Genomic DNA, 26837 nt, shown 5'->3' with positions numbered 1-26837 from the left:
GGAGAAGGACAGGGGCACCGGTGACGGCGCCCCCGCCGGTTGATTTACTTCCAGCTGGCCGTGGTGAAGCGCAGAACTTCGTCGGCTGTGGGTGTGTATTCCACCTCGTTGGTGGTCACATAGTTGGTGTTGTAGGAGAACATTGGCGCCCAATAGGCTTCCTCGGTGATGCGTTCGATCGCCTTGGAGTAGTTCTCTTTGCGGACCTCGGGATCGGTCGAGCTGTCGGCGATGTTGAGGTATTCGAGCGTTTCGTCGTCCATCGCGTAGTCGAGCGAGCCATGTTTGAAGAACTGGCTGACCATGGCGGAGGCGTCGTTGATCGAATAGCTGCCCCATGTCTGGAACGACACGGCGGTTTCGCCTTTCATGTTCTGCTCACGCAGGGCGGAATACTGCAACATCTTAAAGTTGGTATCGATGCCCACAGCGTTCAGATAGCTGGTGATCGCCTCGGCATACTCGCGGTCGCGGTAGGCGTAGAAGTCGATGGTCAGACCGTCTTCGTAGCCCGCCTCGGCCAGCAATTCCTTGGCCTTCTCGGGGTTGTATTCATACTTCACCGCCGCGTCTTCGTCGCAGCCGAACTGGCTGGGGAAGCAAGGGGTGTAGACGACTTTGGATTTGCCTTTGAGCAGCGCGTCGACCAGTTCCTGACGGTTGATCGCATAGTTCACGGCCTTGCGCACGCGCACGTCGGTGAAGGGGCTGTCCTCGGAGCGGCCTGCCGCATCGAGCGTCAGATAGCCCACGCGCATGGTGGATTCGTTGGAGACTTGGAATTCATCCCGCTCGGCCAGTTTCTCGGCTTGGTCCGAAGGCACCTGCCAGATCAGATCAAGCGAGCCGCTGAACAGTTCAGCCATCTGCGTGTTCACATCCGGGATGGTGCGGATGTCAATGTTCTTGATGCTGGGCTTGCCCTTGGGGCTGTCGTGGTAGCCCTCATAGGCTTCCAGTTTGAAGTGCTGGCCGGGGACGACTTCGGTCACCTTGTAAGGGCCGGTGCCGACGGGTTTCAGGCCCATGCCTTCGGGGCCGGCTTCTTCGTAGTAGTCGCTGGGATACATCGAGACGGGGCCAGAGAGGAATTCAATCGCCGCCGGGAACTTCTCTTTCAGCATGATGCGCACGGTGTAATCGTCGACTTTCTCGGCCGATTTCATCCAGTTCACGTTGCGCTGCGTTTTCACGCCGTTGGCTTCATCGGCGACGTAGTTCACGGTAAAGACCACGTCATCGGCGGTGAAGTCCGACCCGTCGTGGAATTTCACGCCTTCGCGCAGTTTGAATTCGATGGTCGTGTCGTCGATCCATTCCCATTCGGTGGCGAGATTGCCCATGTATTCGTTGGTGACCGGATCGCGGTAGATCAGACCATCCCAGACCGCGCGTTGCAGCACCACGCCTTCGCGGGACGAGTTGAAGTAGCTGTCGACGTTCTCAAGCTCTTTGGTGAAGGCGACATTCAGCGTGTCATTGGCTTTGTCCGCCCAAGCCGCGCCCGTGGCGGCGGCCAAGACAAGCCCGGTGATGGTTGATTTCAGGACCGTGGATTTCATGGTCAACTCCCCTGCTGGTTAACGAATTCGGTTCCGTATCTTTTTGACTTGCGTCTCGTATCATATAATAATACTTGATATCGCAATACGATTAATAAACGCAATCAGATCGACATACGTCAAGCCCCGGTTTGAACAATTGGGCTAGATTTCGGGGTAGGTGATTGGAAAAGAAGCAAAATACCCTCTACGTCGGGTCGCTTGCCAAGGGGCTGCGGCTGCTTCGCGCCTTCGATGAATCGCATACGGAATTGTCGCTGGTTGAGCTTGCCTCCCGCAGCGGATTGGACAAGAGCGCGGTTCAGCGGCTGGCGAATACGCTGCATATCGAGGGCATGTTGGAAAAGGATCCGGCCACGCGGCGCTACCGCCCGTCTCATGCTTGGTTGGAGCTGGCCTATGCCTATTACTGGTCGGATCAATTGGTCGGACAGGCGATTCCCAAGCTGATCGATCTTAGCCAAGAGATCGGGGAGACGGTGAACCTCGCCGAGCTTTCGACCGATCATATCATCTACGTCAGCCGATTGCCCTGCCAGCGAACCTATTTCGCGGCGACGGTGATCGGACGGCGGCTGCCAGCGCTTTCGACGTCAGCGGGGCGGGCGATCATCTCGACGTTCTCGCCCGAGGACCGGGAAGACGCGATCGAGACTTGGCCGCTCAAACCCTTTACCGCGCGCACCACAATGGACCGCGCCACGATCCGCAACAGCATCGGTGAGGCCGTGCAGCAGGGCTATGCGATCTCCAGCGATCAGATGATTTTGTCCGAGATCGGGGTGGCCTGTCCGATTACCGGCCCCGATGGGCGGGCCTTTGCGGCGGTGCAATGTTCGGTCTCGGCGCATACCTGGACGCGGGAGCGGATCAGGGCCGAGATTCTGCCGCGCCTTCAGGACACGGCGAACGCGATTTCGCCCTCATCACAGGTGCATCGGCGCTAGAAAAGGGCCGGGGCATCGCCGCCCCGGCCCGGTGTTCTCTTATTCCCAGTTTAGCTTTTCTTCGCGTTGCCAGAACCGAAGTTTCCGGCAGGTCTGAAGGAACGCGTCCGCATTATTGGCAGAGACCTCCATCGTGCCCTCGTCCTTCTCGATCCCGGCGGCATTGAGCAGCGGATCGGCGGCTGTGGTCCATGCGATGAACTTGTTATGCGCAAAGGCGTCCGAGACGAAATCCTGCGCCGGTTTGTTCTTGGCGATCTTGTCGGCTTTCTCATTCCCGAAGACCAAGGCCACCGCGTCAAAGACTACCGACGGGCCACCGTCGATCTTCTCATCCGCTTCGCGGATGCTGCCGTCCGAGAGGGTCACCCCTTGGATATGCGGCGTCACGATGGCGACCATCGCGCCTTCATCGGCAAAGGCTTTTTCCAAGGCTTCCACAACAGAGGCATCCGCGCCTTCGGTCAGGAACAGACCCAACTTGCGGCCCGCGAAGCTGTTCGGCGCGTTCTTTAGAATGCTGAGCGCATCCGACGGCGGCAGATCGGTGATCGGCTCCCGCGCGGGTTTGGCGGGTTCCGGCATCTCGGTCACGCCCAAGCCTTCGGCCACCTGTTTCGCCAGATCGTCATGCACGTTCATCAGATGCGAGAGCATCCGCAGGCGAATGCGCTCTTCCTGACATTTCGACAGCTCAAAGGTATAGGCCGTCGCGATGTGCTGCTGTTCGATCTCAGTCTGGCTGATGTAGAACTGCCGCGCTTGACTGTAGTGATCGGCGAATGTCTCGGACCGCACGCGCTGTTTCGTGCCTTCGACCTCTTCGGGGTAGCTTTTGAACCCGATCTCGGGGTTCTCGCGCGGGCCGCCATCCTCGCCCCAGCTGTTGGGCTCGTAGTTCACGCGGCCCTTGGGATTGTGCATCGCCATATGGCCATCTTGCTGGAAGTGGTGGAACGGGCATTTCGGCGCGTTGATCGGGATATGGGTGAAGTTCGGCCCGCCGAGACGCTTAAGCTGCGTGTCGAGGTAGGAGAAGTTCCGCCCCTGTAGCAGCGGGTCGTTCGTGTGGTCGATCCCGCGCACGATGTTCTGGGTGCAAAAAGCCACCTGCTCGGTCTCGGCAAAGAAGTTGTCGACATTGGCGTCGAGCGTCAGCGTGCCGATGATGCGCACCGGCACCTGCTCTTCGGGGATGATCTTGGTGGCGTCAAGGATGTCGAACTCGAAGTTATCGGCGAATTCATCGTCAAAGACCTGAATGCCCAGATCCCACTGCGGATAGTCGCCCGCGTCGATGGCATCCCACATGTCGCGGCGGTGAAAATCCGGGTCCGCGCCGTTGATCTTGAGCGCCTCGTTCCAGACCACCGATTGCAGACCCTGCTTCGGCTTCCAGTGAAACTTCACGTAATGCGATTTGCCCTCGGCATTGACCAGCCGGAAGGTATGCACGCCGAAGCCTTCCATAAAGCGGAACGAGCGCGGGATCGCCCGGTCGGACATCTGCCACAGCGTCATATGGATCGCCTCGGGCGAGAGCGAGACGAAATCCCAGAAGTTGTCATGCGCCGACTGCGCCTGCGGGAAGCCACGGTCAGGAGCGGGTTTGACGGAGTGGATGAGATCGGGGAACTTGATCGCGTCTTGGATAAAGAACACGGGGATGTTGTTGCCGACGAGGTCCCAGTTGCCTTCTTGCGTGTAGAACTTCGTCGCGAAACCGCGCACGTCGCGGGCCAGATCGAAAGAGCCCTTGTTGCCTGCCACGGTGGAGAAACGGGTGAAGGTCGGGGTCTTTTCGCCGACGCGCTGGAAGATATCGGCGCAGGACAGTTCGGGGATCGCTTCCTTTAGCTCGAAATGCCCATGCACGCCGTAGCCGCGGGCGTGAACGACACGCTCTGGAATGCGCTCGTGGTCGAAGTGAAACATCTTCTCGCGGAATACGTGGTCTTCCATCAAGACCGGGCCGCGCGGACCTGCTTTGAGTGAGTTCTGATCATCCGCAATCGGGCCGCCCTGCGCGGTCGTCATCGTCTTTTCGCGGTCCGTGGTTTGCTGGCGGGGTTCGCCGCCTTTGCCAAGTTCTTTGTCTGTCATGATCTTTCTCCACAGCGCCCCCGGAATATAATCGGGAGGATTTGTTGCTAATATGTGGCGGGCCGAGAGGGCCGCTCCAGAGCGGGCGGTCAACGCCCGACCCTATGAGAGCTCAACCACCCCCGCGGCGAGGGGTTCCGATGCTTTTGCCCGGCGGGCGGGAAAGTTCTTGCGCGCCCCGCGATTGGGTGCGGCTTGAGGAAGTGTGGTGGCGGCTTCATCACGCGCAGGCATGTCCAAAAAGGCCCGCAGCATCGCGATATGGGTGGGTAGATCTTCGACCGGGATGCGCCGGTCCTGCGACACCTGTGCGGGCCAGCACCCCAAGGCCCCCCGGCGTGATTGGTCGATTAGACGCGCCGCATCCGGCAAACAGTCATCCGCGAAGTATCCCGCCCCACTCAGCCGGTTGCGCAGCGTATCCGCCATGCCCCCCGCTGCCCGTCCGACCAGCCTGCAAGAGGCTTCGACCCAAACGTCATCCGCGTGCTGCACCCGGCGGCCCGCGGCCCGCAGGGCGCGGATGATCTCACGGTCCTCGCCGCAGGGGATCGGGGCGAAACCGCCGACGGCCTCATAGGCATCGCGGGTGAAGCCAAGGCTGGCCCCCGGCGCTTCGCCGTGGCTGCCTTGCAAATCGGCGCAGTTCGGGGCGTGCCGCGCGTAGAGCGTGAGCACCAAGCGGCGATAGGCCATTTCATGGGCTTCAAGCATCGGGTCTTGCTGCGCCAAACAGGCGGCTTCTTCGGGGTTCAGCGTGACCCTGCCACAAAGGGCATCAAAACGCTGAAGGTGCTGAATGCTGAGCGCGACCCAATCGGGGCTGACACGGCAATCGGCATCGGTGGTCAGGATCTGGCGCAGATGAGGCATCTGTTCGAGTGCCACAGCGCAGCCCCTCCGCCTTGCCGCGCCGACCCCCATGCCGGGGGGGAAGGTGAGATCGAGCACGGTGAGGTCGAGGCCAAGCCGCCCCGCCGCCGCCTTGGCGATCTTGGCGGTGTCGTCATCGGTGTTGTTCACCACGAGGATCACGCGAACACGGTCGTTGCACTGGGGGGCGAGGGCGGTGAGGCAATCGCCGATCCGCTGTGCCTCGTTCCGGGCGGGGATGATGATCGCGGTGTCTTTCCAGCGCTCGAAACTCATCTGTCACCCTCCGGAAAGGCGCGGTCGATGCGGTAGTTCTCGGTCTCGCTGACGCAGGTGAAGGCATGGGTGTCGAGCGCCTTGGCAAAACCGTTCAGCGCCTCCTCCCCTTGCAACGGATTGCCGGTGTCACCGCGCCAAGTCACGCAGATGATCTCGGCCTTCGGCCAGCGGGTCGCAATGTCGGTCGCCAGTTGGCCCAGCCCCGCATGATCCAGAAAATAGAGCACTTCGGAGAGAATCAGCAGATCGAAGTCCCCCTCAGGCAGGGGGCCGGGATAGAACCCTTGGACGAAGCGCCCCTCCGGCACCGCTTTGCGCGCGGCGGTCAGGGCGCTGGCGACTGCATCCATCCCGGTATAGCGCGCGCAGATGTCGATCAGGTGGCGTGCCAGTTGACCATTGCCACAGCCCAACTCAAAGGCCGAGCGGTAGCCATCTTGTGAAAGCGCCGCCCGCGTCGCCGCGAATTTGGCCTGCTCATAGGCGCTATGTTCGAACCCCCAAGGATCGCTCGTCTCGGCATAGAGACCTTGGAGATGATCCAACCCCACACCCATCACGGCATCCTCCAAAAGATCTCGTCTTGCTGCGCGAAGAGGTCGATCATCGCCTCGGGCAGAACGAACCCCTCGGGATCATCTTGCACGACTTGGCCAAGCTGGCTGCGATGCGCGCGGATCGCGGCGCTCTTGGCTGCGCGGTAGGCGGCGGTGTCGAGGGTCAGGGGGGCGTAGCCAGCCGTGTTCTCGGCAAAGTTCGGATCATCGAAACGGCTCCACACCGGATAGCTATGAGAATGCAGATCGGGGCGCTGCGCGCGCAGGCCGTCGGCCAGTGACGCGGTGGTTTTATGGTCGCAATGTTTGTCCTCGCGGGCCGGGACGAAGACGTGGCGTGCCGCTTGGGCGTCGATCACTTGCCTCAGCTCAGTCAGGATGGCGTCAGCAGGCACCTCGTGCAAACGGCTGTCGGGATGGCCGAGCCATGTCAAATCCGCCGCGCCGCCACCAAGGAGATCGAGCGCCTCTGCTAATTCCGCGCGTCGCCTTTCGGCCAATCGGACCGGGGACCATGCGCGGGAACCGGGGTGGCTGGCGCCGCCATCGGTCAGGCAGATGACATGCGCCCCGGGCCCTGCGAAAGCGCGGGCCAAAAGCCCGCCGCAGCCGAGTGTTTCGTCGTCCGGGTGCGGCGCCAGAACCACGATCTTTTCGCGGCCCGACAGAGCCTCGGCGAGGGGGGCGTTATGGCTCATCCAAAGACACCCCAAACCGTCTGGTCGCTTGAAAGCGCATGGCGGGCGGCGCGTTGCAGGAAGGCGTCGCGCGCGGCTTGGCGCAGATAGACCGAGAGATCGCGCGCCATGCGACCTGTCTCGGAAGTTCCGGTGAAATGGCGCAACCCAAGGCTCTGCTCCACCGCTTTGATCGCGTCGAGGGCGACTTCCTCAGTATAAATCCGCGCGGCGATGGAGGTGCTGACGAGGGTCTCTTCCGCGTGGTCATCCGCATCGGCGAGAGCGGCGCGTTCGACCAATGCCATTCCGGCCCAGATCCGCATCAGCACCTGCATCAGGCGGCTTAATTGGGCCTCGGCCTCAAGCCGGTCCATGTCCCGCAGGGTACTGGCCGCCGCATCGATCAACCCCGCCGCGGCGCCCGCCTGAAGCGCTGCGATCCGCCAGACGCCGCCGACGAAATGCGGCTCTTTCAGATAGTCGCCGGGGGCGCCGATAAGCGCGTCATCCTCAAGTGGCAGACCAGAAAAATCATACGATCCCGAGGCCGTCGCCCGCATCCCCAGCATGTCCCATTGCGAGGCATCGCCGCGCGCGGGGTCGGTCACATCGATCAGCGCAAGCTGTACCTCGGGGCCGGAGTTGAGCGAAACGAGCGCATGGGTGACAGTGCCGAGGCCGGAGGCAAAGATCTTCTCACCCTTCAAAACACCCTTCTCGAAACGCGCCGGATTGCCGGCATCGGCCCCCCAAACGCCCAGAAGCCCGCCCTGCCGGATCACCTGCTTCGCCCGCTCCGCCTGCGCCACACTGCCGTATAGGCGGATCAGGCGCAGCGCGTTGACGTGGCCCTCCCATAAGCGGCCGACGCTGAGGTTGGCGGCACCGATCTGCATCAGCGCATGGGCGGTGCGCAAAGGCGCCGTGGCGCCATCTTCCAGCATCAGCCCCGCGTCGCGCAGAATGTCGATAGAGCCGCTGATCGGGGCGGCGCCCGCCTCCTCGGCCCGTGCCGCGCGGCGCAGGGCCTTTCGGGCAGATTGCGAAAGGATATCCCTTTGCGACTGGGGCGGGAAAGGGTCGAAACGCGGCGCACTGTTCATGGCAGTGCCCGACAGCCGCGCAAGGATACACCTTTGAGATTAAGCGCCACGATACTGCCCCCCATTCGTGAAACGGGCAGCCTGCGCGCGTGGCAGCGCTGCCTTCGGGAGTGCAACCGTTCAACTTGTCTCTTGGTTCCCGCCTACGTTGCAACCGCGGCGGGGGGCGGATGTCAGCCCTCGGGAATCTCGCCCATCACCTTTGGCACACGGTAGCCCTTTTGCACCGCGTCGCGCGCGCGCAGGCGTTGATACCACGCACGCACGTTGGGGTAGTCGGCGAGGTCGATCTGCTGCCATTCATAGCGCGACACCCAAGGCCAGCAGGCCATATCCGCGATGGAATATTCGCCGCAAATGTGGTCCCGCCCCTCAAGCTGTTTGTCGAGCACGCCGTAAAGCCGTTTGACCTCGGCCCCGAAACGCTCTTCGGCATAGGCGGCCTTGCCGGGGTTGAAATGCAAGAAGTGATGCGCCTGCCCAGCCATCGGGCCAAAGCCGCCCATCTGCCACATCAACCATTGCATGACCTCGGCCCGCGCGGCCTGACCCTCGGGCAGGAAGCGGCCATGTTTCTCGGCGAGGTAGACCAAGATCGCACCGGATTCCATCAGGCTCACCCCGGTGTCATGGTCCACGATGGCGGGGATTTTATTGTTGGGGCTGATCTTTAGAAACTCGGGCGCGTGCTGCTCATCCTTGCCGATGTTGATGGCATGCACATTGTAGTCGATCCCCAATTCTTCGAGCAGGATCGAGACTTTGCGGCCGTTGGGGGTGGTCCATGTGTAGAAATCAATCATCGCTTCGGTCCCATATGCAGAGGTGCGTTTCGGTTTCTTGCAATGTTAAGCAGGCGGTTTGCGGCGGGTCAACGCAAGGAACCACAGCGGCCTGCGGGGGTTTTGCTTAACAAAGCACCAATTTGCGGAGCGAAGATGCAGAACAGTGACCCCCTAGCGCAGCCCGACATCGCAGACCGCGCGAAATCCGTTTTGGGAGTGCTTTGCGACCGCGACATTCACATCGCCACGGCGGAAAGCTGCACCGGCGGGCTGGTCGCCGCGCTGCTCACGGATATCGAAGGGTGCTCCCACGCGTTCGAGCGGGGTTTCGTCACCTATACGGATCAATCCAAGCATGAGCTGTTGGGCGTCGACCGGGCGCTTTTGGACCGCTGCGGCGCGGTTTCGCGCCCCGTGGCGATTGCCATGGCCGAAGGCGCGCAGGACCGTTCCGGTGCGCAGATTGCCGTCTCGACCACCGGGTTCGCCGGGCCGGGCAGCGCCGAGGATGAAGAGGGGCTTGTACATTTTGCGCTTGCACGCGAGGGGTGTAACACGGTTCATCGGGCCGAGTCCTTTGGTGCCATTGGCCGGGATGCGATCCGGCAGCGATGCCTTGAAACGATTTTGGATATGTTGGAGGAGAGCCTGACGTGAGCAAGAGCCAAGCCGCCGCCTTTACCGCCTACCACCGTCATGGCTTTGTCCGGGTGGCGACCTGCACGCCGCATGTGCGGCCCGCCGATGTGGCCTTCAACCGCGACAGCCTGCTGGACGAAATGCGTCGGGCCGATGCGGCGCGGGTGGATTTGTTGGTTTGCCCCGAACTGTCACTCTCGTCCTATGCCATCGACGATTTGCACATGCAGGATGCGCTGCTGACGGCGGTGGAAGAGGCGCTTGGCGACCTCATTGAGGCCAGCGCCCAGATGACCCCCGTGATCCTGCTCGGCGCGCCACTGCGCCGTGAGGGGCGGCTCTACAATTGCGCCATCGCCATTTCACGCGGGCAAGTGCTGGGCGTGGTCCCGAAATCCTACCTGCCCAATTACCGCGAGTTCTATGAGAAACGCTGGTTTGCCCATGGCCGTGACACCGACGGAGAGATCACTGTCGCGGGCCGGCGAGTGCCCTTTGGCGATGACCTGATTTTCGAGGCGACGGATCTGCCCGGTTTGATTTTCCATGCCGAGATCTGCGAAGACCTCTGGACGCCGGCGCCGCCCTCGGCGGATGCGGCCCTTGGTGGGGCGCTCATCCTCGCCAATCTCTCGGCGTCCAACATCGTGATCGGCAAATCCTCTGACCGTCACCTGCTGTGCCGGTCGCAATCCATGCGCGCCTTCGCGGCCTATGTGTACTCCGCCGCGGGGCCGGGGGAGAGCACAACCGATCTGGCGTGGGACGGGCAGGGGATGATCCATGAGTTGGGCGATCTTCTGGCCGAATCCACCCGTTTCCCGCTGGAGCCGGAGCTGACCATCGCCGATGTGGATTGCGGGCGTATCCAGTCCGAGCGGATGCGGACGGGCAGTTTCCATGACGCCGCGCGGCACCGCGCGCCAGAATTCCGCCGGGTGACCTTTGCCCATCAACCGCATCACGAGAACGCCGGTCTGATCCGCCCCGTGCGTCGTTTCCCCTATGTGCCGAACCGCGAAAGCCATCTCGACCAAGACTGCTACGAGGCGTTCAACATTCAGGTCGAAGGGCTGCGCCGCCGCTTTGAGGCGACCAAGGGCAAGACCATGGTCATTGGCATTTCCGGCGGGTTGGATTCGACCCATGCGCTGATCGTGGCGGCGAAAGCCTGTGACCGTATGGGCATCCCGCGCGACCGGATCCTCGGCTTTACCATGCCGGGTTTCGCCACCTCCGAGGGCACCAAATCCAACGCGTGGAAATTAATGCAGGCCATGGGGATCACCGCGGATGAGATCGACATTCGTCCTGCCGCGCGCCAGATGCTTGAGGATATGGATCACCCCTTCTCGGACGGGGAGCCGGTCTACGACATCACCTTTGAAAACGTCCAAGCCGGGCTGCGCACCGATTATCTCTTCCGGCTCGCCAACCAGCGGCAGGGCTTTGTCATCGGCACCGGCGATCTGAGCGAATTGGCGCTTGGCTGGTGCACCTATGGCGTGGGCGACCAGATGAGCCACTATGCGGTGAACACCGGCGTCCCGAAAACGCTGATCCAATATCTCATCCGTTGGGCCACCCGTTCAGGGCAGTTCGACGCGGAGACGGACAAGGTGCTGCAAGCCATTCTCGACACCGAGATTTCGCCCGAACTGGTGCCCGCGGGCGAAGATGAAGAGATCCAAAGCACCGAGTCGATGATCGGCCCCTATGAGCTGAACGACTTCTTCCTCTTTCACACCATGCGCTACGGGCTCGCCCCGTCAAAAGTGGCCTTTCTGGCCTGGCACGCTTGGCATGATGTCGAGGCGGGGCGCTGGCCCGAGGGCTTTCCGCAGGGCAAACGCAACGCCTATGATCTGGAGACCATCCGCCACTGGCTCGAAAAATTCCTGCATCGCTTCTTTGCCACCAGCCAGTTCAAGCGATCGGCTCTGCCGAATGGGCCAAAGGTCAGCGCCGGGGGGGCATTGTCGCCGCGCGGGGACTGGCGCGCCCCGTCGGACTCCGTCGCCACCCCGTGGCTGGAAGAGCTGCGCAGCAACGTGCCGGAGAGTTGGCCCCAGAGCTAAGCCGCGCTATTCCTCGCGGCTCAACTCGCCTTCGACAAAGTTGGGGGTCAGCGGCGGTGCCGCGTGACGCTCTTGGGTTTCGGGATCGCTGCGCAGGGTCATGCGCAGCAGCCCCCATGCCACGATGGTCAACTGAAAACCGCCAAGCGCCAGCGGCAGGCCGCGCGGGCCCAGCGTATCCAGCAGCACGCCCGCCAGCAAAGGCCCGATCGCGGCGCCAATCCCCTGCATCAGCACCAGCCCACCCGAGACGGCCACCACCGCCGAGCCGGGGGCGCGGTCGTTGACATGGGCGATGACGATGGATTGCGCAGGCAAGACTAGCCCGCCAATGGCAAAGCCCAGCACCAGCAGCATCGACCCCGAAGGGGCGGGGATCGGCAGGGTCAGCATCATCAAGGCGCTGCCAGCGGCGGCCAGCCCCACGCCAAGACCGCGGCGGCTCATCCGGTCAGACATCCAGCCCAGCGGGAACTGAAGCACCAAGCCGCCGATGGTAAAGGCCGCGATCAGCAGGGCGATGCGTGATTGGGTATAGCCCATCTCTTGCGCGAAGAGCGGTGCCAGCCCGTAGAAAGTCCCGATAGAGGCCCCGACCAGCCCTGCGCTGACCGCGCCGTAGGGCGACAGCCCCCACAGGCGGCGCAGCGATGGCGGCTCCTGCGCGCCTTCTGAGCGCGGCCCCTCTACACGGCTAAGCGAAATTGGCACCAGCGACAGCGACATCACGATGGAGACAAGCACGAAGAGGATGAACTCAGCCGGATCCCCGAGGTTCAGCAGGAACTGCCCCGCCGCGCCTGAGGCCATGCCGACCATGCCGTAGACCGCGAGCAATTTGCCCCGCTGCGCGGAACTGACAGAGGCGTTGAGCCAGCTTTCCGTCACGATGATCAACCCGGCAAAGGCAAAGCCGGTGAGGCAGCGCACGGCGATCCAGACCCAAGGGTCGATGAAAGCCAAATGCATCAGCGCCGCGGCGGAGGCGACAGAGGCGAGTGCTGCAAAGGTGCGGATATGGCCCACCCCGCTGATCAGCCGCGGTGCCACGAAGGAGCCCACGCTCAGCCCCGCGAAAAAGCCCGACATGATAAGGCCGGTGGTCGCCCCGCCAAACCCTTCGAGCCCCGCGCGCACGGCCAGAAGCGTGCCCTGCAACCCGTTGCTCATCTGCAAAAGCGAAAAGCCCAGTAGCAGTGTCGCCAGTGGTAGAACCGTCGCGCGCATGATGTCCCCTTGGTCTTTGATCCGGCTAGGGCCAGAATATGTGCGGCGGAAACGGAATTTCTAGTAATCAACCCCATTGCCCTTCCACCCGGCAGGCTTCCGCGCCATAGTGCTAGCAGCCAGCGGCCCCTTCGGGGAATGCCCAGCCAGTGATCAAGCAGAATTGACGTGCCTTTTTGGGGCCGATGCTCAATTATGCGCCTCGTAACATATTTTGAAAGCGCATCCCCCGTGAAAGCCCTGCGCCAATTTTTCGTATTTCTGCTGGTTCTCGTTGCGGGTCTTTACGCGATGTTAACCTATGTCCCCGCCTCCCGCCCCTATGTGGCGGAGACCGGTCTGCTGGATCTTCTGGGGATCGAGGAGGTCGCGGAGGCGCCACAGGGCTCTGGCCGGGGTTGGGGCGGCGGCGGGCCCTCGCTGGTCGTCACCGCCGGGGTCAGCGAAGAGACTTTGGCCGACCGGATCACCGCCATCGGCGACGGCCGCGCGCGCCGCTCCGTCACGCTGCGCTCTAACGCCGTAGGGGTCATCACCGATCTCAACCTGCCCGCCGGACAGTTGATCGAGGCGGGCACCGTTGTGGCCCTATTGGAGAATGAGGCCGAGCAGATCGCCCTGAAGCAAGCCGAATTGCAGCTTGAAAACGCCCAGACCGAGCAAGACCGCGTGGAGCGGCTGCAAAACACCGGCGCGGTCAGCGAAGTGCGCCTGCGCGAGACGGAACTGGCCCTGCAAAGTGCCGAGCTTGCGCTCAGCCAAGCGCAGTTCGATCTGTCGCAACGCCGCATCCTCGCGCCAATCTCAGGCTGGGTGGGGATCACCGATATCGAAGAAGGCGACCGCGTCAATGCGCAGGATCAACTCGCCACCATCACCGACCGCAGCGAGATCCTGATCGATTTCCGCGTGCCTGAACGGGTGGTGAGCAAGCTTTCGTTAGGCAAGGAAATCACCGTCACCCCGCTTGGCATGCGCGATTTGACCCTGACGGGCGAAGTCAGCGCCATCGACAGCGTGATCGACCGTGCAAGCCGCACGCTTCTGGTGCAAGGCCGCGTGCCGAACGAAGGCGACCAGCTGCGCGCGGGCATGGCCTTTTCGGTCAGCCTGACCTTTGTCGGCGATCCGTTTCTGGCGATCCCGCCGCTGGCGGTGCAGTGGTCCTCGGACGGGCCATTTGTCTGGACGGTACGGGAGGGCAAGGCGCATCAAGTCGCGGTCGAGATCGCACAGCGCAACAGCAATTCGGTGCTCGTCCTGTCGGATGATCTGACCGCCGATGATGTGGTGGTGACCGAAGGCGTGCAAACCCTGCGCGAAGGCGGCGAGGTGCGCGAGGTCAACCGCGCGGGCAGCGTGCAGTCAGATGCCGTCCCGACTGAGAAGACAACCCTATGAGCGCCGCCCCGACCGAGGACGCCACGCCGCCCGCGCGCACCGCCTCGGGCACCGCGCTTTTCGTGCGTCGCCCGATCCTTGCTTTCGTGCTGAACGCGCTGATCGTACTGGCAGGCATCGCCGCGCTTTTCGGTGCGGAGGTGCGGGAGCTGCCCAATGTCGACCGGCCCGTGGTCACGGTCACCACGACCTTCTCGGGCGCCTCCCCGGAATCTGTCGATCAGGAACTCACGGGGCGGATCGAAGGGGCCGTGGGCCGGGTCTCGGGCGTGCGGGCGATTTCATCGAACTCGCGCTTCGGGCGCAGCCGGGTCACCTTGGAGTTCAACGACAGCACCGATATCGACGTGGCCGCGACCGATGTGCGCGATGCGGTGGCGCGGATTGTGAACCAATTGCCCGAAGGGGCCGACCAGCCGCAGATCGTCAAGGCCGATGCCAATGCCCAGCCGGTGATGCGCATCGCCGTGACCTCCATGGGCCGCTCGCCGGAGGAGTTGACCAAACTGGTGCAAGACCGGGTCGAAGACCGGCTGATCTCGGTCAACGGGGTGGCGGATTTGCAGGTCTACGGCGACCGTGAGCCATTTTTCCGCGTCGATATCGACCAGTTGGAACTGGCCAGCCGGGGCCTGACCCTAGGCGATGTCCAGCGCGCCCTGGCCGATGTGGCCTATGACGCGCCCGCGGGCGATCTGGCGGGCGACCGTCAGTCGATCAACGTGCGCACCACGGCCAGCGTCGTCACCACACAGGCGTTCGAGGCGATGGAGATCAAGCAGAACGTCCGGCTCGGCGATGTCGCCAGCGTCACGCTCGGCCCCGCCGAAGGGGAGACGATCCTGCGCGCCAATGGGCAATTGGGCCTCGGCATCGGCATCATCCGGCAGGCCACGTCGAACACGCTTGAGATCTCGCGCGATGTGCGCGCCGTGGTGGGGGAGTTGAACGAGACTCTGCCCGAAGACGTGCGGATTTTCGTGACCTCGGACGATGCGACCTTTATCTCAGGCTCGATCCGCGAGGTGCTCTCAACGCTGGCCTTTGCCGTGGGCATCGTGGTGGCGGTGATCTTTGTCTTCCTGCGTGATTTCCGCGCCACGCTGATCCCGGCGCTGACCCTGCCCGTGGCGCTGATCGGCACTTTGGCGGCGATCTATCTGGTGGGCTTTTCGATCAACATCCTGACCCTTCTGGCGCTGGTTCTGGCCACCGGGATGGTCGTGGATGACGCGATTGTGGTGCTGGAGAATATCGTGCGCCAACGGGCGGCGGGCATGGGGCCGCGCGCGGCGGCGGTGCTGGGCACCTCGCAGGTCTTCTTTGCGGTCGTCACCACCACGGCCACGCTGGCGGCGGTCTTTATCCCGCTGTCGTTCCTGCCCGGACAGGCGGGCGGGCTGTTTCGGGAGTTTGGTTTCACCCTCGCCATCGCGGTGATGCTGTCCTCGGTCGTGGCGCTCAGCCTTTGCCCGGTCTTGGCGAGCCGCTTGTTGACCAAACCCGCGGCAGAGAACCCGCGCGGCCCTGTCGTGTGGCTTGGCAACCTGCTGTACCGCGCCTATGCGGCGACGCTTAGATGGGCGCTGGCGATGCCCTATGTCGTGGTGCTGATCGCGGCCTTCGTCGCGCTGACGGCAGTGCTGGTCTCTGGCGAGATCCGGCAAGAGCTGACCCCGCGCGAAGATCGCGCCGTGGCGCTGCTCAGCGTCTCGGCCCCGCAGGGCGTCTCGCTTGATTATACCCAAAGCAAGATGCGCGAGATCGAAGACCTGATCACCCCGCTGCAAGAGGCCGGAGAGGTGACGAATATCTTCTCCATCACCGGGTTTGGCGCGGACAATCGGGGTTTCATGGTGTTCACGCTCGCCGGATGGGAAGACCGCGCGCGCAGCCAAGATGAGATTGTGGGCGAGATCAATGGCAAGCTGCGCGGCATCGTGGGCGTGCGGGCCTTTGCAATCCAACCCAATTCCCTCGGCATTCGCGGCGCGGGGCGGGGGCTGTCTTTCGCGATCACCGGGAATAATTACGAACAACTGTCGCTGGTCGCGCAGACGATGGTGGACCGGCTGAGCACGAACCCCGCGATGGGGCAGGTGCGGCTGGAATATGAACGCACGCAACCGCAGCTTTTCGTGCAGATCGACCGGACGCTGGCCGCTGACTTGGGCGTCGACATCACCGGGCTCGGGCAGGCTTTGCAGGCCATGCTCGACGGGCGCGAGGTGGCATCGGTCTTTATCGACGACACCAGCTATGGCGTGCAGATGCTGTCGACCTCGGACCCGGTGAACGACCCGCGCGACCTTGAGAACGTCTTTGTCCAATCGGGCAACGGGCAGATGATTTCGCTGGCCAGTTTCGTGACCCTCGAAGAGCGCGCCGTCGCGCCCGAGTTGGACCGCGAAGGGCAGAACCGCTCGGTCGAGATTTCCGCCGGGCTGACGCCGGGCCTGTCGCTGGGCGATGCATTGGAACAGGTGCGCGCGGTCGGGCAAGAGGTGTTGGACGATGAAAACCTGATCGTGCCGCTGGCCGAGGCCGCCGCGTTGGATCAAACCAGTTCAGGGCTTTTCGTGACTTTCGGCTTTGCGATCCTCGTGGTTTTCCTTGTCCTCGCCGCGCAGTTCGAAAGCTTCATCTCTGCCATCGTGGTGATGGCCACGGTGCCCTTGGGGCTGGCCTGCGCGATCTTCGCGCTGCTGATGACGGGGCAGAGCCTCAATGTCTACAGCCAAATCGGGCTGGTCATGTTGATCGGGATCATGGCCAAGAACGGGATTTTGATCGTCGAGTTCGCCAACCAATTGCGCGATCAGGGGGCGGATATCCACGCGGCGATCTTTGGCGCCTCTACCATCCGGCTGCGTCCGGTGATGATGACGATGACCTCGACCGTCTTGGGCGGCGTGCCGCTGATCCTCTCGGCGGGTGCGGGGGCCGAGGCGCGCGAGGCGCTTGGCTGGGTGATCGTCGGGGGGCTGGGCATGGCCACGCTCTCGACCCTCTATCTCACCCCGGTCGCCTATTTCCTGCTGGCCCGGTTCACCACGCCCAAAGCCGCCGAAGAAGCCCGGCTTCAGGCCGAGCTGTCTGAGGCGCAACCGGTCTGAGCCTGCCCGATATTTACGCATCGATGCAACTTCGCGCGGGAATGGGCGTTTAGTCATGTAGGATTGAGTGGAAAGGGGCGAAAACGTGCAGGGCGATTTGGATATGGCAAAGGCGAACCACGCGGAGTCGACCCAAGGGGCGAACAGCCAAAGCCTGTTCAATGACAAGACCACATGGCGTGTCGCCCGGGCCGAGCGGTTTGGCCTCATCGTCGATGCGGCGGATTACTTCCGGGTCCTGCGCGAGATTTTCCTCGGGGCGCGGCAGCAGTTGATGCTGATCGGCTGGGATTTCGATTTCGAGCTTGAGATGCTGCCCGGCGAAAGTGACGAAAACGGCAATGCGCCCGACGGCTATCCCAACCAGCTTGGCGCCTTTGTCGAGGCGGTGGTGGAGCGGAGGCCGGAACTGAATGTCTATCTGCTCAAATGGAATGGCGCCGTGCTGGCCGCGCCGGGGCGATTGGTGCCCTCACTGGCGCTGAGCCTATTCGGTGGCGACCGGATTCACTTTGCCTTGGACGGCCATCACCCCTTCGGCGCCTGCCACCACCAAAAAATCGTCGTGGCCGACGATGCTCTGGCCTTTTGCGGCGGGATCGACGCGACCGAAGACCGGTGGGACACGCCCGACCACCTGCCGCACGACCCGCGCCGCCTGCGCAAGGATGGCACGCCTTCCGACCCTTGGCATGACGCGACCTCGGCCATGTCCGGCCCCGCCGCCGCCGCCTTGGGTGAGCTTTCGCGTCGGCGTTGGTTCCGCGCCACGGGGGATGAGATCGCCCGCCCTGATGATGCGCCCATGTCCGAATGGCCCGAAGACCTGCCGATCGATGCCGAAGGCGTCGAGGTGGGCATCGCCCGGACCGAGCCGCCTTTTGACGAAGAGCCGATGATCAATGAGATCGAACGCCTCTATATCGCGGGGATCCAATCAGCGCGTGACTATATTTATATTGAATCGCAATACCTCGCCGCCGCCTCGGTTTGCGATGCGCTCAGGGCGCGATTGGCCGAAGAGGACGGGCCGGAGGTCGTCATCATCAACCCGCGCGATGCGGAATCCCAGTTGGAAGATGACGCCATGCATGTCCTGCGGGAGCGGCTCGTCGAAGACCTGAAACGCGCCGATCACCAAAACCGCTTTCGCATCTATTTCCCCGTCACCGAGGAGGGGGAGCCGATCTATGTTCATGCGAAGATCATGATCATCGACGATCATCTTTTGCGCCTCGGTTCCAGCAACCTTAACAACCGCTCCATGGGGTTTGATACCGAATGCGATGTCGCGATCGAACACCCCGCAGAGGTGATCGAAGGGTTCAGAACCCGCTTGATTGCCGAACACCTCGGCCTGCCGCTCGAACGTGTGGCCGAGGTGATGGAAGAGAAGAAGTCGATGATCGGGACCATCGAAACCTTGAACCGCAAGAAGGGCCGTGGCCTGCGGGCGGTGTTCCGGGGCAGCGAGACTGTCGTCGGTGGTTTTCTCGCCAATACCCGCTTGCTCGACCCGCGCTACCATCCGGGCGAAAACACCGCCACCGGGCGCGGCATTCGCCCGCGGCACATGGCGCTGATCGCGGGCGGGCTGGGGCTTGCGTGGCTTGCCTGGCGCAAATGGGGGCGCAGCGACGACCGGCGTTCGTGAAGGTTACGGGGCGGCTTCGACGGTTGGTGCTTTAAGCGAGACGGGTGCGGGTTTGGGGTCGGCCGATGCGGCAAGCACCTGCCGCGAGATCTCTGCAATCCAAGCGATGGCATAGAGCGCCGCCGTTCCGACAACAGGCAGAACCCACGGCATCCACTGCGCGTCTGGCCGCGCCATCATCGCAACCTGACAGATCAGCGCCAGAACGGTGCCGCTGGCAAAGACCAGCAGACCATGCCGACCGATCAGCCGGACGGGGCTGGCCACGGCATGGGCCGAAAGGCGGGTGACGGTCTGCAACTGTGACAGAAAATACCCCACGGCCAAGATATGAACGAACCGCGGGGCGGAAAGATAGGTCTTGTCGTGCGAAGTGATGTTGAAGGGCACCCCGGCCTCTCTCATATGATGCATTTGGAGGTTCAGGAAACGGCCCAAACCCGGCACATAGCGCCATGCGAGGACGCCCAGCAGGACGGCGGCGGACAGCCAGAACAGCGCCTGCGAGTTCGGGAAAAAGCGGTAGCCCTGCCGCTGGCTTAGGCCCACCAGCAATCCGCAGACAAAGATCGCTTGCCATGCCAAAGGGTTAAAGAACCAGCCGCCCGGGTTGGGGTAGTTCGGCAGGTTCAGCCGGAAGACACCCGTCAGCAGCCAAAGCACCAGGGACAGCGCGAGAAGCAGGCACGGCCAGCGTAGCCCCAGCATGATCGCCGCCGGGGCGCAGACCAGCAAAACGGAATAGGCGGGCAGGATGTTCACATAGCCGAACTGATGCGTCAAAAGCGGGATGCCGATCACGCTTTGGGTCGGGTTTTGGAAGACCTGCCGCATGTTGATCTTGGTCAGGAACGCGGCCTCTGTCGTGATCTGGAAGGCGGCGGCGAAGATGCCCAAGGCCACTGCTGAGAGCAGGAGCTGCACCACATAAAGCGACCACGCCCGTTTCCACAGTGGGGCGATGGCGCGCCAGAGGCCGTGACGCACCCGATCCCGCGCGATGAAACGGGGCGTATAGGCCAAGCCTGCGGCGATGCCGGACATGAGAAAGAACGCCTCCGCCGCGTCGGCGAAACCGAGGTTGCGGATGGTCAGGGCCTCATAGGGGTTGCCCGGGACGTGGTTGATGAAAATCATCACCAGCGCCAGCCCGCGAAACAGGTCGATGCGCGGATCGCGGGCGGATTTGGGAACCGCGCCGGCAGCCAGCGCGGCGGGCGATAGCCCGGTGTTAGGCGGTGGCATGGGGCAAATCCGCCGCTTTGGGTTCTGGCTTCAGATGCTCGTCATTCCACGTCAGCCGCCAGACATCGCATATACTGTCGTATTCCGCGACGACATCGCGCGGCGCGGCATCCTCGGGCACGGCGAAAAGCCCGCGGGGCAGGGGGCGGGAGGTCCAGGCGATGAGCAGCGGGGCCAGCAACATCGGGACCGCCACGGGCAGCAGCCAGACGGTCAGATCCGGCGCGACCCATTGCACCGCCGCGAGGATCACCGCGCCAATGAACACGATCCACCGGCCCGCCGTCCAGCCATCGGCCAAACTCAACTGGCCCTCGTTGCGTTGGTTGGCGGGCCAGCCGCCGTCTTGGCCCGAGAGCACCTGCATCACCGAGCGACTGTGGTAGAGCAGCATCAAAGGGGCCAGAAGCGTGGTCAGCACGATCTCGGTCAGCACCGAGAGCGCCATCCGCAAAGCGCGGCCAAAGTCGCGCGCGCGGTCGGTCAGAAGCGCATGGATCAGGATCAGCAGCTTAGGCACCACCAACAGCCCCAGCACGCCCAAGGCCAGCAGCGTGATCTCGCGCGCGCTGGTATCGGGGAAGACGGGGAAAAGCTGATAGGGGCCGGGGAAATACTCCGGCGGCGGCGCGTAGAGCGTGCTGATCGCCGAGGTGATCAGAAAGGCCGCCCAGAGAAGCGAGACGACATAGGCAGTCACATTCTGCAAAAAGACGAAGCGGCTCCACCCCGCCAAGTCGGGCGCAAAGATCAGCCGCGCATGTTGCAGGTTGCCTTGGCACCAGCGCCGCTCGCGCCGCGCGAAGGAAAGGACGTTTTCGGGGCCCTCCTCAAAGGAGCCGCTCAAGGTCTCATCCACCTCGACCTTCCAACCCGCGCGGGCGAGCAAGGCCGCCTCGACATAATCGTGGCTCAGGATATGCCCGCCCAAGGGTGGCGGGCCTGAGAGTTCGGGCAGGCCACAGCTTTCGGCAAAGGCGCGGACGCGGATGATTGCGTTATGGCCCCAAAACGGCCCCGTCGCCCCCTGCATCCGGGCAAGGCCACGGGTGAAGATCGGCCCGTGGAACCACGAGGCGAACTGCAAGGCGCGGCCAAAGAAAGACCGCGCGCCGATGATCTTGGGCAGGGTTTGCAAGAGCCCTAGCTGCGGATCGGCCTGCATCCGCGCGATCATGGCGCGGATCGTCTCGCCCTCCATCAGACTGTCTGCGTCAAGGATCACGGCAAAGTCATAGGCCCCGCCGTAGCTGCGAATGAATTCTTCGATATTGCCCGCCTTGCGGCCCGCATTGTCCTGCCGCCTGCGGTAGAAGATGCGCCCTTGGCCCTCGGTCTCGCGCAGCAGGCGGGCGAAGGCGAATTGCTCTTTCCCGGCCAGCGCGTCATCGCGGGTGTCCGACAGAACGACGAAATCCGCCGTAACCCCGGCTCGGGCGACGGAGCGGTCAATCGCGGCGATGCGGGCAAAGGTGGTGAGCGGGTCTTCGTTGCAGATGGGCACCGCGATCACCGTGCGCGGCTGCGGTGCCTCAAGCGCGGCGCGGGGCGGCGTTGATCTGCTGCCGAAGAGCCCGATCAGCGCCAGTGACGCGCCCCAAGCCAACCAAGCGGTGGTGGCGAAAACGAGCAGGGCGCGGAGGCCGTCCCAGCCGCTGAACCCATCCCGCGCCGCAGCCTCGGCCAAAAGGGTCGCGGCAAGGGCTGCGGAGCCGAGCGACAACAGCAGGGCGACCGCCCGTGCAAAACGGGTCGGGCCATCCGCCGCGATCTGCCTGTGCTGGGGTGCCATGGTGCTCAGGCCTTACGCCGCAGCAGAAATGCCCGCGCAAGGTCGGCCAGCCCGGCCAGATGGCCGCGCCGTTCCAAGCTCTGCCGTGGCATCGCAAGCGGGGCGGCGGGCGGCATCCAGTTCTCGGCCTCGCCAGCCATTGCGGAAGTGGGGGTCGTCGCGTCTTGAAGGGTCATGCGTTGATCCATTGGTACACCCATGTCTCTGTCAGGTTGCGGTCATATCCCGATAGAACTGCCTTGATCTCGACGATGGCATCAGGCTCGGCGCGCAGTTCCAGCACCAGCCGCCATTCGTCCCTGCCATCCACCCGGCTTAGGATCGCCTCCACGATCTCGCCGTTTTGTGCGCTGGTGACGGGTTCAAGCTCGGCGTCGCTCGGCATATCGCTGAGCTGTCCGCCTGCGAAGTCGATGACGAATTTGCGGGTCTCGGTGTCTGCCTCAACACCCGCCACCCCGCCATGGCCCGAGCGCAGCCGTACCACGCGGCCAAGGGTCTGCGGCGTCGCGCCCGGCGGGGTCATCCCCCAGTGCATGCGGTAGCCGTAGGCCAGTTCATCGCCCGCGCGGGTCTCCCCTTCGGGGATCCAATAGGCCACGATATTGTCATTGCCTTCCAGATCCGAAGGTATCTCGACCAGCCGCAGCGTGCCTTTGCCCCAGTCGCCCATGGGTTCGATCATCAGCGAGGGGCGGCGCTCGTAATGGGCCTGCGCGTCGAGGTAATGCTCAAAGTCCCGGTTGCGCTGCGCCAGCCCGAAAGACCGCGGGTTCTGCGCCCCGAAATAGGAACTCGCCAAACGCGGCGGATTGTTCAGCGGGCGGCAGAGGGTGGTATCCTTGCCTGTGTTCAGCACCAATACTTCGCTGTCATGCACCGCGGGGCGGAAGTCGTCGAAATTCCCCTTATCCGCGCCATTGTGCAAAAACATTGAGGTCAGCGGTGCGATGCCAAGCTGCTTGATGTCCTCGCGCAGGAACAGACGCATGGTGACCTCGACGGTGGTGTCTTCGCCCGGGGTGATCACAAATTGATAGGCCCCGGTGACCGAGGGGCTGTCGAGTGCGGCATAGATCGTGGCGCTATCGTCACCCGGTTCGGGGCGGCGCAGCCAAACCTCGCTCAAGCGGGGGAATTCCTCGCCTTCGGGCAGGCCAGTGTTCACGGCCAATCCCCGCGCGCTCAGCCCATAGAGCGTGTCCTTGCCCAAGGCGCGGAAATAGCTCGCCCCTTGGAAGACAATCAATTCATCGAAAATATCGGCCCGGTTGAGCGGGGTGTGCAGGCGGAAACCGGCGACGCCCGGCATCTCGGCATTGGGTGGGATCGACTTGGCGAGTTCTTCGTCGTCATACTCGAAATCCGCTGTGGTAAAGCCCATAGGCTCAGCCGCGTCGCCGCGCACTTCGTTAATCTTTACCGCCTCCTTGAACAGCCAACCGGGGTGGAAGGCGTGGAGCCTAAAGGCCACACCCTTTTCTTGCCAGCGGGCTTGTTCGGGCCGGAACCGGATGCGCTGGTAGGCGTCGTAATCAAGATCGGCAAGGAACCCTTCGACGGGCTCCGGCGCGGCATAGGACGTTTGCGCTAACTGCCGCATATCCTCGACCAGTTTGTCGAAGCTGAAGGAGGCGGCGGGCACCTCCTGCGCGCGGCTGTGCCGCGGCATCAGGGCGGCGGCAAAGGACGCAGCAGAGAGGGTCAGAAACTGACGTCGCTCTAGGTTTTCGGTCCGCAGTTCATTGGGTCGTGTGGGTCGGAAATTCGGCAAAACAATACCTCGGAAGACACGTTAAGAGTGTGCAATTTTTTCCCTATCTAATCTTTTCGCGACCGCTGGAAACTTCATTTTGCAACTTTCAGCGGAATGCCGCAGAGCAGCGCGGAAAACCGCCGATTGCTGCGCCGCCGGATTGGGCTTGCACAAAATTTTGCCTTGAATTCCGTAGGATCGCCGCTTTTTTGTGACAATCGCTTTGAGGTGGCCGCGCCCCGACCGCGGGTCGGAGCACGAAACGCATCAAACGGCGTCGAGCCCTTCTGTTAGCAAACGCTCAAGACTGCGCATCTCGGCATCCGTCAAAGGAATCCCTTTCGCCCGCGTCTCGGCACGCGCCTTGAACCGGCGCTGCGAGGGCAGCCGCGCGCCTTGGCCGGTGATCGCGTCAAAGAGGGTTTCCGCCCGCGCGAAGGGATCGCCGGGGCGGCCTGCGGCAAACTTTTCGGGGTCGAAGGCGATGATCAATTCGCCATGGGCGGGCGCGAGGGTGAGCGAGCCCAAGGCATCGCGCGCTTCAGGGCTGGTCAGGTCACCGATCATCACCCCGGCAAGCAATTCGATCATGGTCGAGATGGCCGACCCCTTGTGCCCGCCGAAGGGCAGCATAGCCCCTGCGAGGGCGGCTTCGGGGTCGGTCGTCGGGCTGCCATCGGGTGCGATCGCCCAGCCTTCGGGCAGGGGCGTGCCCGCGCGGCGGTGCAATTCGATCTCCCCCCGCGCGGCGACGCTGGTGGCGAAATCAAAAACGTAAGGGTCGCCCCCTTCCCGGGGCCAGCCAAAGGCGAAAGGGTTGGTCCCCATCAAGGGGTCGGTGCCGCCAGAAGGGGCGACGCTGGCATAGCTGGGGCACATGGCCATGGCCGCGAGGCCCATCTCGGTCAGCGCCTCGATCTCGGGCCAGAGCGCGGCGAAATGGGTGCAATCGTTGATCACCATGGCGGCGATTCCGGTGGTGCGGCAACGCTCTGCCAGCACCGGCGCGCCTGCTTCGAAAGCGGCGTTGGAGAAGCCGCCGCCTGCGTTCACGCGCACCACGGCGCTGTCGTCATGGTGCACCTGCGGCACCGCGTCGGGGATCACCTTGCCTGCCTTGATCGTGCGCAGGCAGCCTTCGATCCGGTAGATGCCGTGGGATTTGCAGGCATCGCCTTCGCCCGCGACGATCACCCGCGCGAGGGCGGCGGCATTCAGGGGCGACAGGCCCGCGCCTTGGAAAATCCGAATGACCATCGCGGTCAGGTCATCGTGGGAGAGGGTTGTGTCGGCCATCTGGATCCTCGCAGGGCTTGGGTTGCAATCATGCATACATCATGTATGCAGATGTGAAGAGACGCAAGCTGACACCGGGCCGCGGCCCGCATGAAAGGATAGACGATGGCCTTTACCCCCCATGGCAAACACCTGATCGCTGGCGAATGGATCGCCACGGATGACTGCTTTAGCTCCAGCCCTGCCCATGGGCCGGCGCATGACTTCTCGGTCGGCACGGTGGAACTGGTCGACCAAGCCTGCGAAGCCGCCGAAGCGGCGTTTTGGGACTATGGCTATTCCAGCCGCGCGACCCGCGCCAAATTCCTCAACGCCATCGCGGATGAGATCGACGCACGCGGGGCCGAGATCACCGAGATCGGCAGCCAAGAAAGCGGCCTGCCCGAAGCGCGGCTCGAAGGGGAGCGGGGCCGGACCGTGGGCCAACTTCGCCTGTTCGCGGCGCATATCGAAAAGGGCGACTACCTCGACCGTCGCTTCGATGCCGCCATGCCCGAACGCCAGCCCGCCCCGCGGCCCGCGATCACCATGGTGCAACGCCCCATCGGCCCCGTGGCCGTCTTTGGCGCGTCGAACTTTCCGCTAGCCTTCTCCGTGGCGGGCGGTGACACCGCAGCGGCGCTGGCGGCGGGCTGTCCGGTCGTGGTCAAAGGCCACTCCGCCCATCCCGGCACCGGAGAGATCGTGGCCGAAGCGATCCATGCGGCGGTTGAAAGCTGCGGCATGCCGAGCGGGGTCTTCTCGCTGATTCAAGGCGGCAACCGCGCCGTGGGGCAGGCCGTGGTGCAGCATCCGCGGATCAAGGCCGTGGGCTTCACCGGCTCGCTCGCCGGGGGCCGGGCGCTCTTCGATCTCTGCGCCGCGCGGCCAGAGCCGATCCCCTTCTTTGGCGAGTTGGGCTCGGTCAACCCGATGTTCATGCTGCCTGCCGCGATGGCGGCGCGGGCCGAAGAGCTTGGCAAGGGCTGGGCGGCATCGCTGACCATGGGCGCGGGCCAGTTCTGCACCAATCCGGGCATCGCCGTGGTGATTGACGGGCCGGGCGCCGACGCCTTCGTGCAAAACGCGGCCACAGCGCTGCAAGACGTGGCCCCGCAGGTCATGCTGACAGACGGTATCGCGGAGGCCTATTGCGCAGGGCGGGACAAGTTTAAATCCGCGCCAAGCCTGCGCCAAGTGCATCTGGCCGACAGCGAAGGCCGCACCGCCGCGCCGGCCCTCTTCGAGACCACGGGCGAAGAGTTCAAGGCCAATCCGGCGCTGCATGAAGAGGTCTTTGGCCCTCTCGGATTGGTGGTGCGGGTCTCTTCGCTGGAAGAGATGCGCGCGCTGGCGTTGGAACTGGACGGGCAATTGACCATCACCCTGCATATGGATGACGCGGATGTCGACGCCGCGCGCGACCTCATGCCGGTGCTGGAGCGCAAGGCGGGTCGTCTGCTGGCCAACGGTTTTCCGACGGGGGTCGAGGTGGTGGATTCCATGGTGCATGGCGGGCCATATCCGGCCAGCACCAACTTCGGCGCGACCAGTGTGGGCACCCTGTCGATCCGCCGTTTCTTGCGGCCCGTGTCCTATCAGAACCTGCCTGAGGCGCTGTTGCCGGAAGACGCGGCGGAATAATCTAAGATCGCAAAAGCCGGGCCGCGCGCCCGGCTTTTCGCATTTGTTTCGCCGTAGGGGAGCAGCCCAACCGGCTGCTCTTTCGCGACCATGCTGGCCAGACCGAAATGTATCAAAAATA

At 63.4% G+C, this 26837-nt stretch carries 20 protein-coding genes; 7 read left to right on the top strand and 13 right to left on the bottom strand.

Annotated features, from left to right (window positions below; all coding sequences use genetic code 11):
- Window positions 1-44: 44 nt before the first annotated feature.
- Window positions 45-1562: an ABC transporter substrate-binding protein gene (locus ACGYK2_RS12840; protein ID WP_067265130.1), complete on the bottom strand. Its 1518-nt coding sequence runs from the start codon at window positions 1560-1562 to the stop codon at window positions 45-47.
- 164 nt (window positions 1563-1726) lie between these two features.
- Here ACGYK2_RS12840 and ACGYK2_RS12835 point away from each other — a divergent pair, with 164 nt between their 5' ends.
- The gene (locus tag ACGYK2_RS12835; protein ID WP_271690226.1) at window positions 1727-2509 is read left to right on the top strand and encodes an IclR family transcriptional regulator; all 783 of its coding nucleotides are present in this window, start codon (window positions 1727-1729) and stop codon (window positions 2507-2509) included.
- Window positions 2510-2548: 39 nt separating this feature from the next.
- Here the strand turns inward: ACGYK2_RS12835 and ACGYK2_RS12830 are convergent, their stop codons facing one another.
- The 6 genes from ACGYK2_RS12830 to ACGYK2_RS12805 form a co-directional block, all read right to left on the bottom strand.
- On the bottom strand, window positions 2549-4612 hold the full coding sequence (locus ACGYK2_RS12830) for a catalase (protein WP_271690225.1): 2064 nt from the start codon (window positions 4610-4612) through the stop codon (window positions 2549-2551).
- 102 nt (window positions 4613-4714) lie between these two features.
- Window positions 4715-5761, bottom strand: a complete 1047-nt coding sequence (locus ACGYK2_RS12825) for a glycosyltransferase family 2 protein (RefSeq protein ID WP_271690224.1) — start codon at window positions 5759-5761, stop codon at window positions 4715-4717.
- Window positions 5758-6321, bottom strand: coding sequence for a trans-aconitate 2-methyltransferase (locus ACGYK2_RS12820; protein ID WP_271690223.1), 564 nt, complete (start codon window positions 6319-6321; stop codon window positions 5758-5760). Before ACGYK2_RS12820 ends, ACGYK2_RS12825 begins: the two co-directional genes overlap by 4 nt.
- On the bottom strand, window positions 6321-7019 hold the full coding sequence (locus ACGYK2_RS12815) for a PIG-L deacetylase family protein (RefSeq protein WP_271690222.1): 699 nt from the start codon (window positions 7017-7019) through the stop codon (window positions 6321-6323). Before ACGYK2_RS12815 ends, ACGYK2_RS12820 begins: the two co-directional genes overlap by 1 nt.
- Entirely contained in the window at window positions 7016-8104 is a 1089-nt protein-coding gene (locus ACGYK2_RS12810; protein WP_271690221.1) for an acyl-CoA dehydrogenase, read from the bottom strand. The genes ACGYK2_RS12815 and ACGYK2_RS12810 overlap by 4 nt, the downstream gene beginning before the upstream one ends.
- Window positions 8105-8277: 173 nt before the next feature.
- Window positions 8278-8907 (bottom strand): glutathione S-transferase family protein, encoded by a 630-nt coding sequence (locus ACGYK2_RS12805; protein WP_276154479.1) that lies wholly within the window; start codon window positions 8905-8907, stop codon window positions 8278-8280.
- A 135-nt stretch (window positions 8908-9042) separates the two neighbouring features.
- Here ACGYK2_RS12805 and ACGYK2_RS12800 point away from each other — a divergent pair, with 135 nt between their 5' ends.
- Complete coding sequence (locus ACGYK2_RS12800) at window positions 9043-9546, top strand: CinA family protein (RefSeq protein ID WP_271690219.1); 504 nt, start codon at window positions 9043-9045, stop codon at window positions 9544-9546.
- Window positions 9543-11606 carry an NAD(+) synthase gene (locus ACGYK2_RS12795; protein ID WP_271690218.1) on the top strand — a complete coding sequence of 688 codons (2064 nt, stop codon included), beginning with the start codon at window positions 9543-9545 and terminating at the stop codon, window positions 11604-11606. The genes ACGYK2_RS12800 and ACGYK2_RS12795 overlap by 4 nt, the downstream gene beginning before the upstream one ends.
- 6 nt (window positions 11607-11612) lie before the next feature.
- Here ACGYK2_RS12795 and ACGYK2_RS12790 read toward each other — a convergent pair whose 3' ends face one another.
- The gene (locus tag ACGYK2_RS12790; protein WP_271690217.1) at window positions 11613-12833 is read right to left on the bottom strand and encodes an MFS transporter; all 1221 of its coding nucleotides are present in this window, start codon (window positions 12831-12833) and stop codon (window positions 11613-11615) included.
- Window positions 12834-13124: 291 nt separating this feature from the next.
- Here ACGYK2_RS12790 and ACGYK2_RS12785 point away from each other — a divergent pair, with 291 nt between their 5' ends.
- From ACGYK2_RS12785 to ACGYK2_RS12775, 3 genes are all read left to right on the top strand, one after another.
- On the top strand, window positions 13125-14234 hold the full coding sequence (locus tag ACGYK2_RS12785; RefSeq protein WP_271690216.1) for an efflux RND transporter periplasmic adaptor subunit: 1110 nt from the start codon (window positions 13125-13127) through the stop codon (window positions 14232-14234).
- On the top strand, window positions 14231-17350 hold the full coding sequence (locus tag ACGYK2_RS12780) for an efflux RND transporter permease subunit (RefSeq protein WP_271690215.1): 3120 nt from the start codon (window positions 14231-14233) through the stop codon (window positions 17348-17350). Before ACGYK2_RS12785 ends, ACGYK2_RS12780 begins: the two co-directional genes overlap by 4 nt.
- Before the next feature lie 85 nt (window positions 17351-17435).
- A complete protein-coding gene (locus ACGYK2_RS12775; protein WP_271690214.1) occupies window positions 17436-19004 on the top strand; it encodes a phospholipase D-like domain-containing protein in 1569 nt (522 codons plus the stop codon).
- A gap of 3 nt (window positions 19005-19007) precedes the next feature.
- Here ACGYK2_RS12775 and ACGYK2_RS12770 read toward each other — a convergent pair whose 3' ends face one another.
- The 5 genes from ACGYK2_RS12770 to ACGYK2_RS12750 all read right to left on the bottom strand — a co-directional run bounded on the left by ACGYK2_RS12770 (window position 19008) and on the right by ACGYK2_RS12750 (window position 25093).
- On the bottom strand, window positions 19008-20249 hold the full coding sequence (locus tag ACGYK2_RS12770; protein WP_271690213.1) for an OpgC family protein: 1242 nt from the start codon (window positions 20247-20249) through the stop codon (window positions 19008-19010).
- Entirely contained in the window at window positions 20236-22041 is a 1806-nt protein-coding gene (gene mdoH, locus ACGYK2_RS12765; RefSeq protein ID WP_394374306.1) for a glucans biosynthesis glucosyltransferase MdoH, read from the bottom strand. Before mdoH ends, ACGYK2_RS12770 begins: the two co-directional genes overlap by 14 nt.
- 5 nt (window positions 22042-22046) lie before the next feature.
- Window positions 22047-22217: a hypothetical protein gene (locus ACGYK2_RS12760; RefSeq protein WP_156505591.1), complete on the bottom strand. Its 171-nt coding sequence runs from the start codon at window positions 22215-22217 to the stop codon at window positions 22047-22049.
- Entirely contained in the window at window positions 22214-23713 is a 1500-nt protein-coding gene (locus tag ACGYK2_RS12755) for a glucan biosynthesis protein (RefSeq protein WP_271690347.1), read from the bottom strand. The genes ACGYK2_RS12760 and ACGYK2_RS12755 overlap by 4 nt, the downstream gene beginning before the upstream one ends.
- A 351-nt stretch (window positions 23714-24064) precedes the next feature.
- Complete coding sequence (locus ACGYK2_RS12750) at window positions 24065-25093, bottom strand: Ldh family oxidoreductase (protein WP_271690211.1); 1029 nt, start codon at window positions 25091-25093, stop codon at window positions 24065-24067.
- A 105-nt stretch (window positions 25094-25198) separates the two neighbouring features.
- Between ACGYK2_RS12750 and ACGYK2_RS12745 the strand changes: the two genes are divergently transcribed.
- Window positions 25199-26716 (top strand): aldehyde dehydrogenase (NADP(+)), encoded by a 1518-nt coding sequence (locus ACGYK2_RS12745; protein ID WP_271690210.1) that lies wholly within the window; start codon window positions 25199-25201, stop codon window positions 26714-26716.
- Window positions 26717-26837: the final 121 nt, after the last annotated feature.

Origin of the sequence: Sulfitobacter sp. 1A10359 (assembly GCF_043558145.1) — a bacterium.
Taxonomy (GTDB): Bacteria; Pseudomonadota; Alphaproteobacteria; order Rhodobacterales; family Rhodobacteraceae; genus Sulfitobacter; species Sulfitobacter faviae.
The sequence above is the reverse complement of the archived record's forward strand: the minus strand, read 5'-3'. Positions and strand labels throughout refer to the sequence as shown.

Excerpts from the sequence above, each read along its gene's own strand:
- ACGYK2_RS12840 (WP_067265130.1), bottom strand. The coding sequence starts at position 1,562 with ATGAAATCCACGGTCCTGAAATCAACCATCACCGGGCTTGTCTTGGCC.
- ACGYK2_RS12830 (WP_271690225.1), bottom strand. The coding sequence starts at position 4,612 with ATGACAGACAAAGAACTTGGCAAAGGCGGCGAACCCCGCCAGCAAACC.
- ACGYK2_RS12825 (WP_271690224.1), bottom strand. The coding sequence starts at position 5,761 with ATGAGTTTCGAGCGCTGGAAAGACACCGCGATCATCATCCCCGCCCGG.
- ACGYK2_RS12820 (WP_271690223.1), bottom strand. The coding sequence starts at position 6,321 with ATGGGTGTGGGGTTGGATCATCTCCAAGGTCTCTATGCCGAGACGAGC.
- ACGYK2_RS12815 (WP_271690222.1), bottom strand. The coding sequence starts at position 7,019 with ATGAGCCATAACGCCCCCCTCGCCGAGGCTCTGTCGGGCCGCGAAAAG.
- ACGYK2_RS12810 (WP_271690221.1), bottom strand. The coding sequence starts at position 8,104 with ATGAACAGTGCGCCGCGTTTCGACCCTTTCCCGCCCCAGTCGCAAAGG.
- ACGYK2_RS12805 (WP_276154479.1), bottom strand. The coding sequence starts at position 8,907 with ATGATTGATTTCTACACATGGACCACCCCCAACGGCCGCAAAGTCTCG.
- ACGYK2_RS12800 (WP_271690219.1), top strand. The coding sequence starts at position 9,043 with ATGCAGAACAGTGACCCCCTAGCGCAGCCCGACATCGCAGACCGCGCG.
- ACGYK2_RS12790 (WP_271690217.1), bottom strand. The coding sequence starts at position 12,833 with ATGCGCGCGACGGTTCTACCACTGGCGACACTGCTACTGGGCTTTTCG.
- ACGYK2_RS12785 (WP_271690216.1), top strand. The coding sequence starts at position 13,125 with ATGTTAACCTATGTCCCCGCCTCCCGCCCCTATGTGGCGGAGACCGGT.
- ACGYK2_RS12780 (WP_271690215.1), top strand. The coding sequence starts at position 14,231 with ATGAGCGCCGCCCCGACCGAGGACGCCACGCCGCCCGCGCGCACCGCC.
- ACGYK2_RS12770 (WP_271690213.1), bottom strand. The coding sequence starts at position 20,249 with ATGCCACCGCCTAACACCGGGCTATCGCCCGCCGCGCTGGCTGCCGGC.
- mdoH (WP_394374306.1), bottom strand. The coding sequence starts at position 22,041 with ATGGCACCCCAGCACAGGCAGATCGCGGCGGATGGCCCGACCCGTTTT.
- ACGYK2_RS12760 (WP_156505591.1), bottom strand. The coding sequence starts at position 22,217 with ATGACCCTTCAAGACGCGACGACCCCCACTTCCGCAATGGCTGGCGAG.
- ACGYK2_RS12755 (WP_271690347.1), bottom strand. The coding sequence starts at position 23,713 with ATGCCGCGGCACAGCCGCGCGCAGGAGGTGCCCGCCGCCTCCTTCAGC.
- ACGYK2_RS12750 (WP_271690211.1), bottom strand. The coding sequence starts at position 25,093 with ATGGCCGACACAACCCTCTCCCACGATGACCTGACCGCGATGGTCATT.
- ACGYK2_RS12745 (WP_271690210.1), top strand. The coding sequence starts at position 25,199 with ATGGCCTTTACCCCCCATGGCAAACACCTGATCGCTGGCGAATGGATC.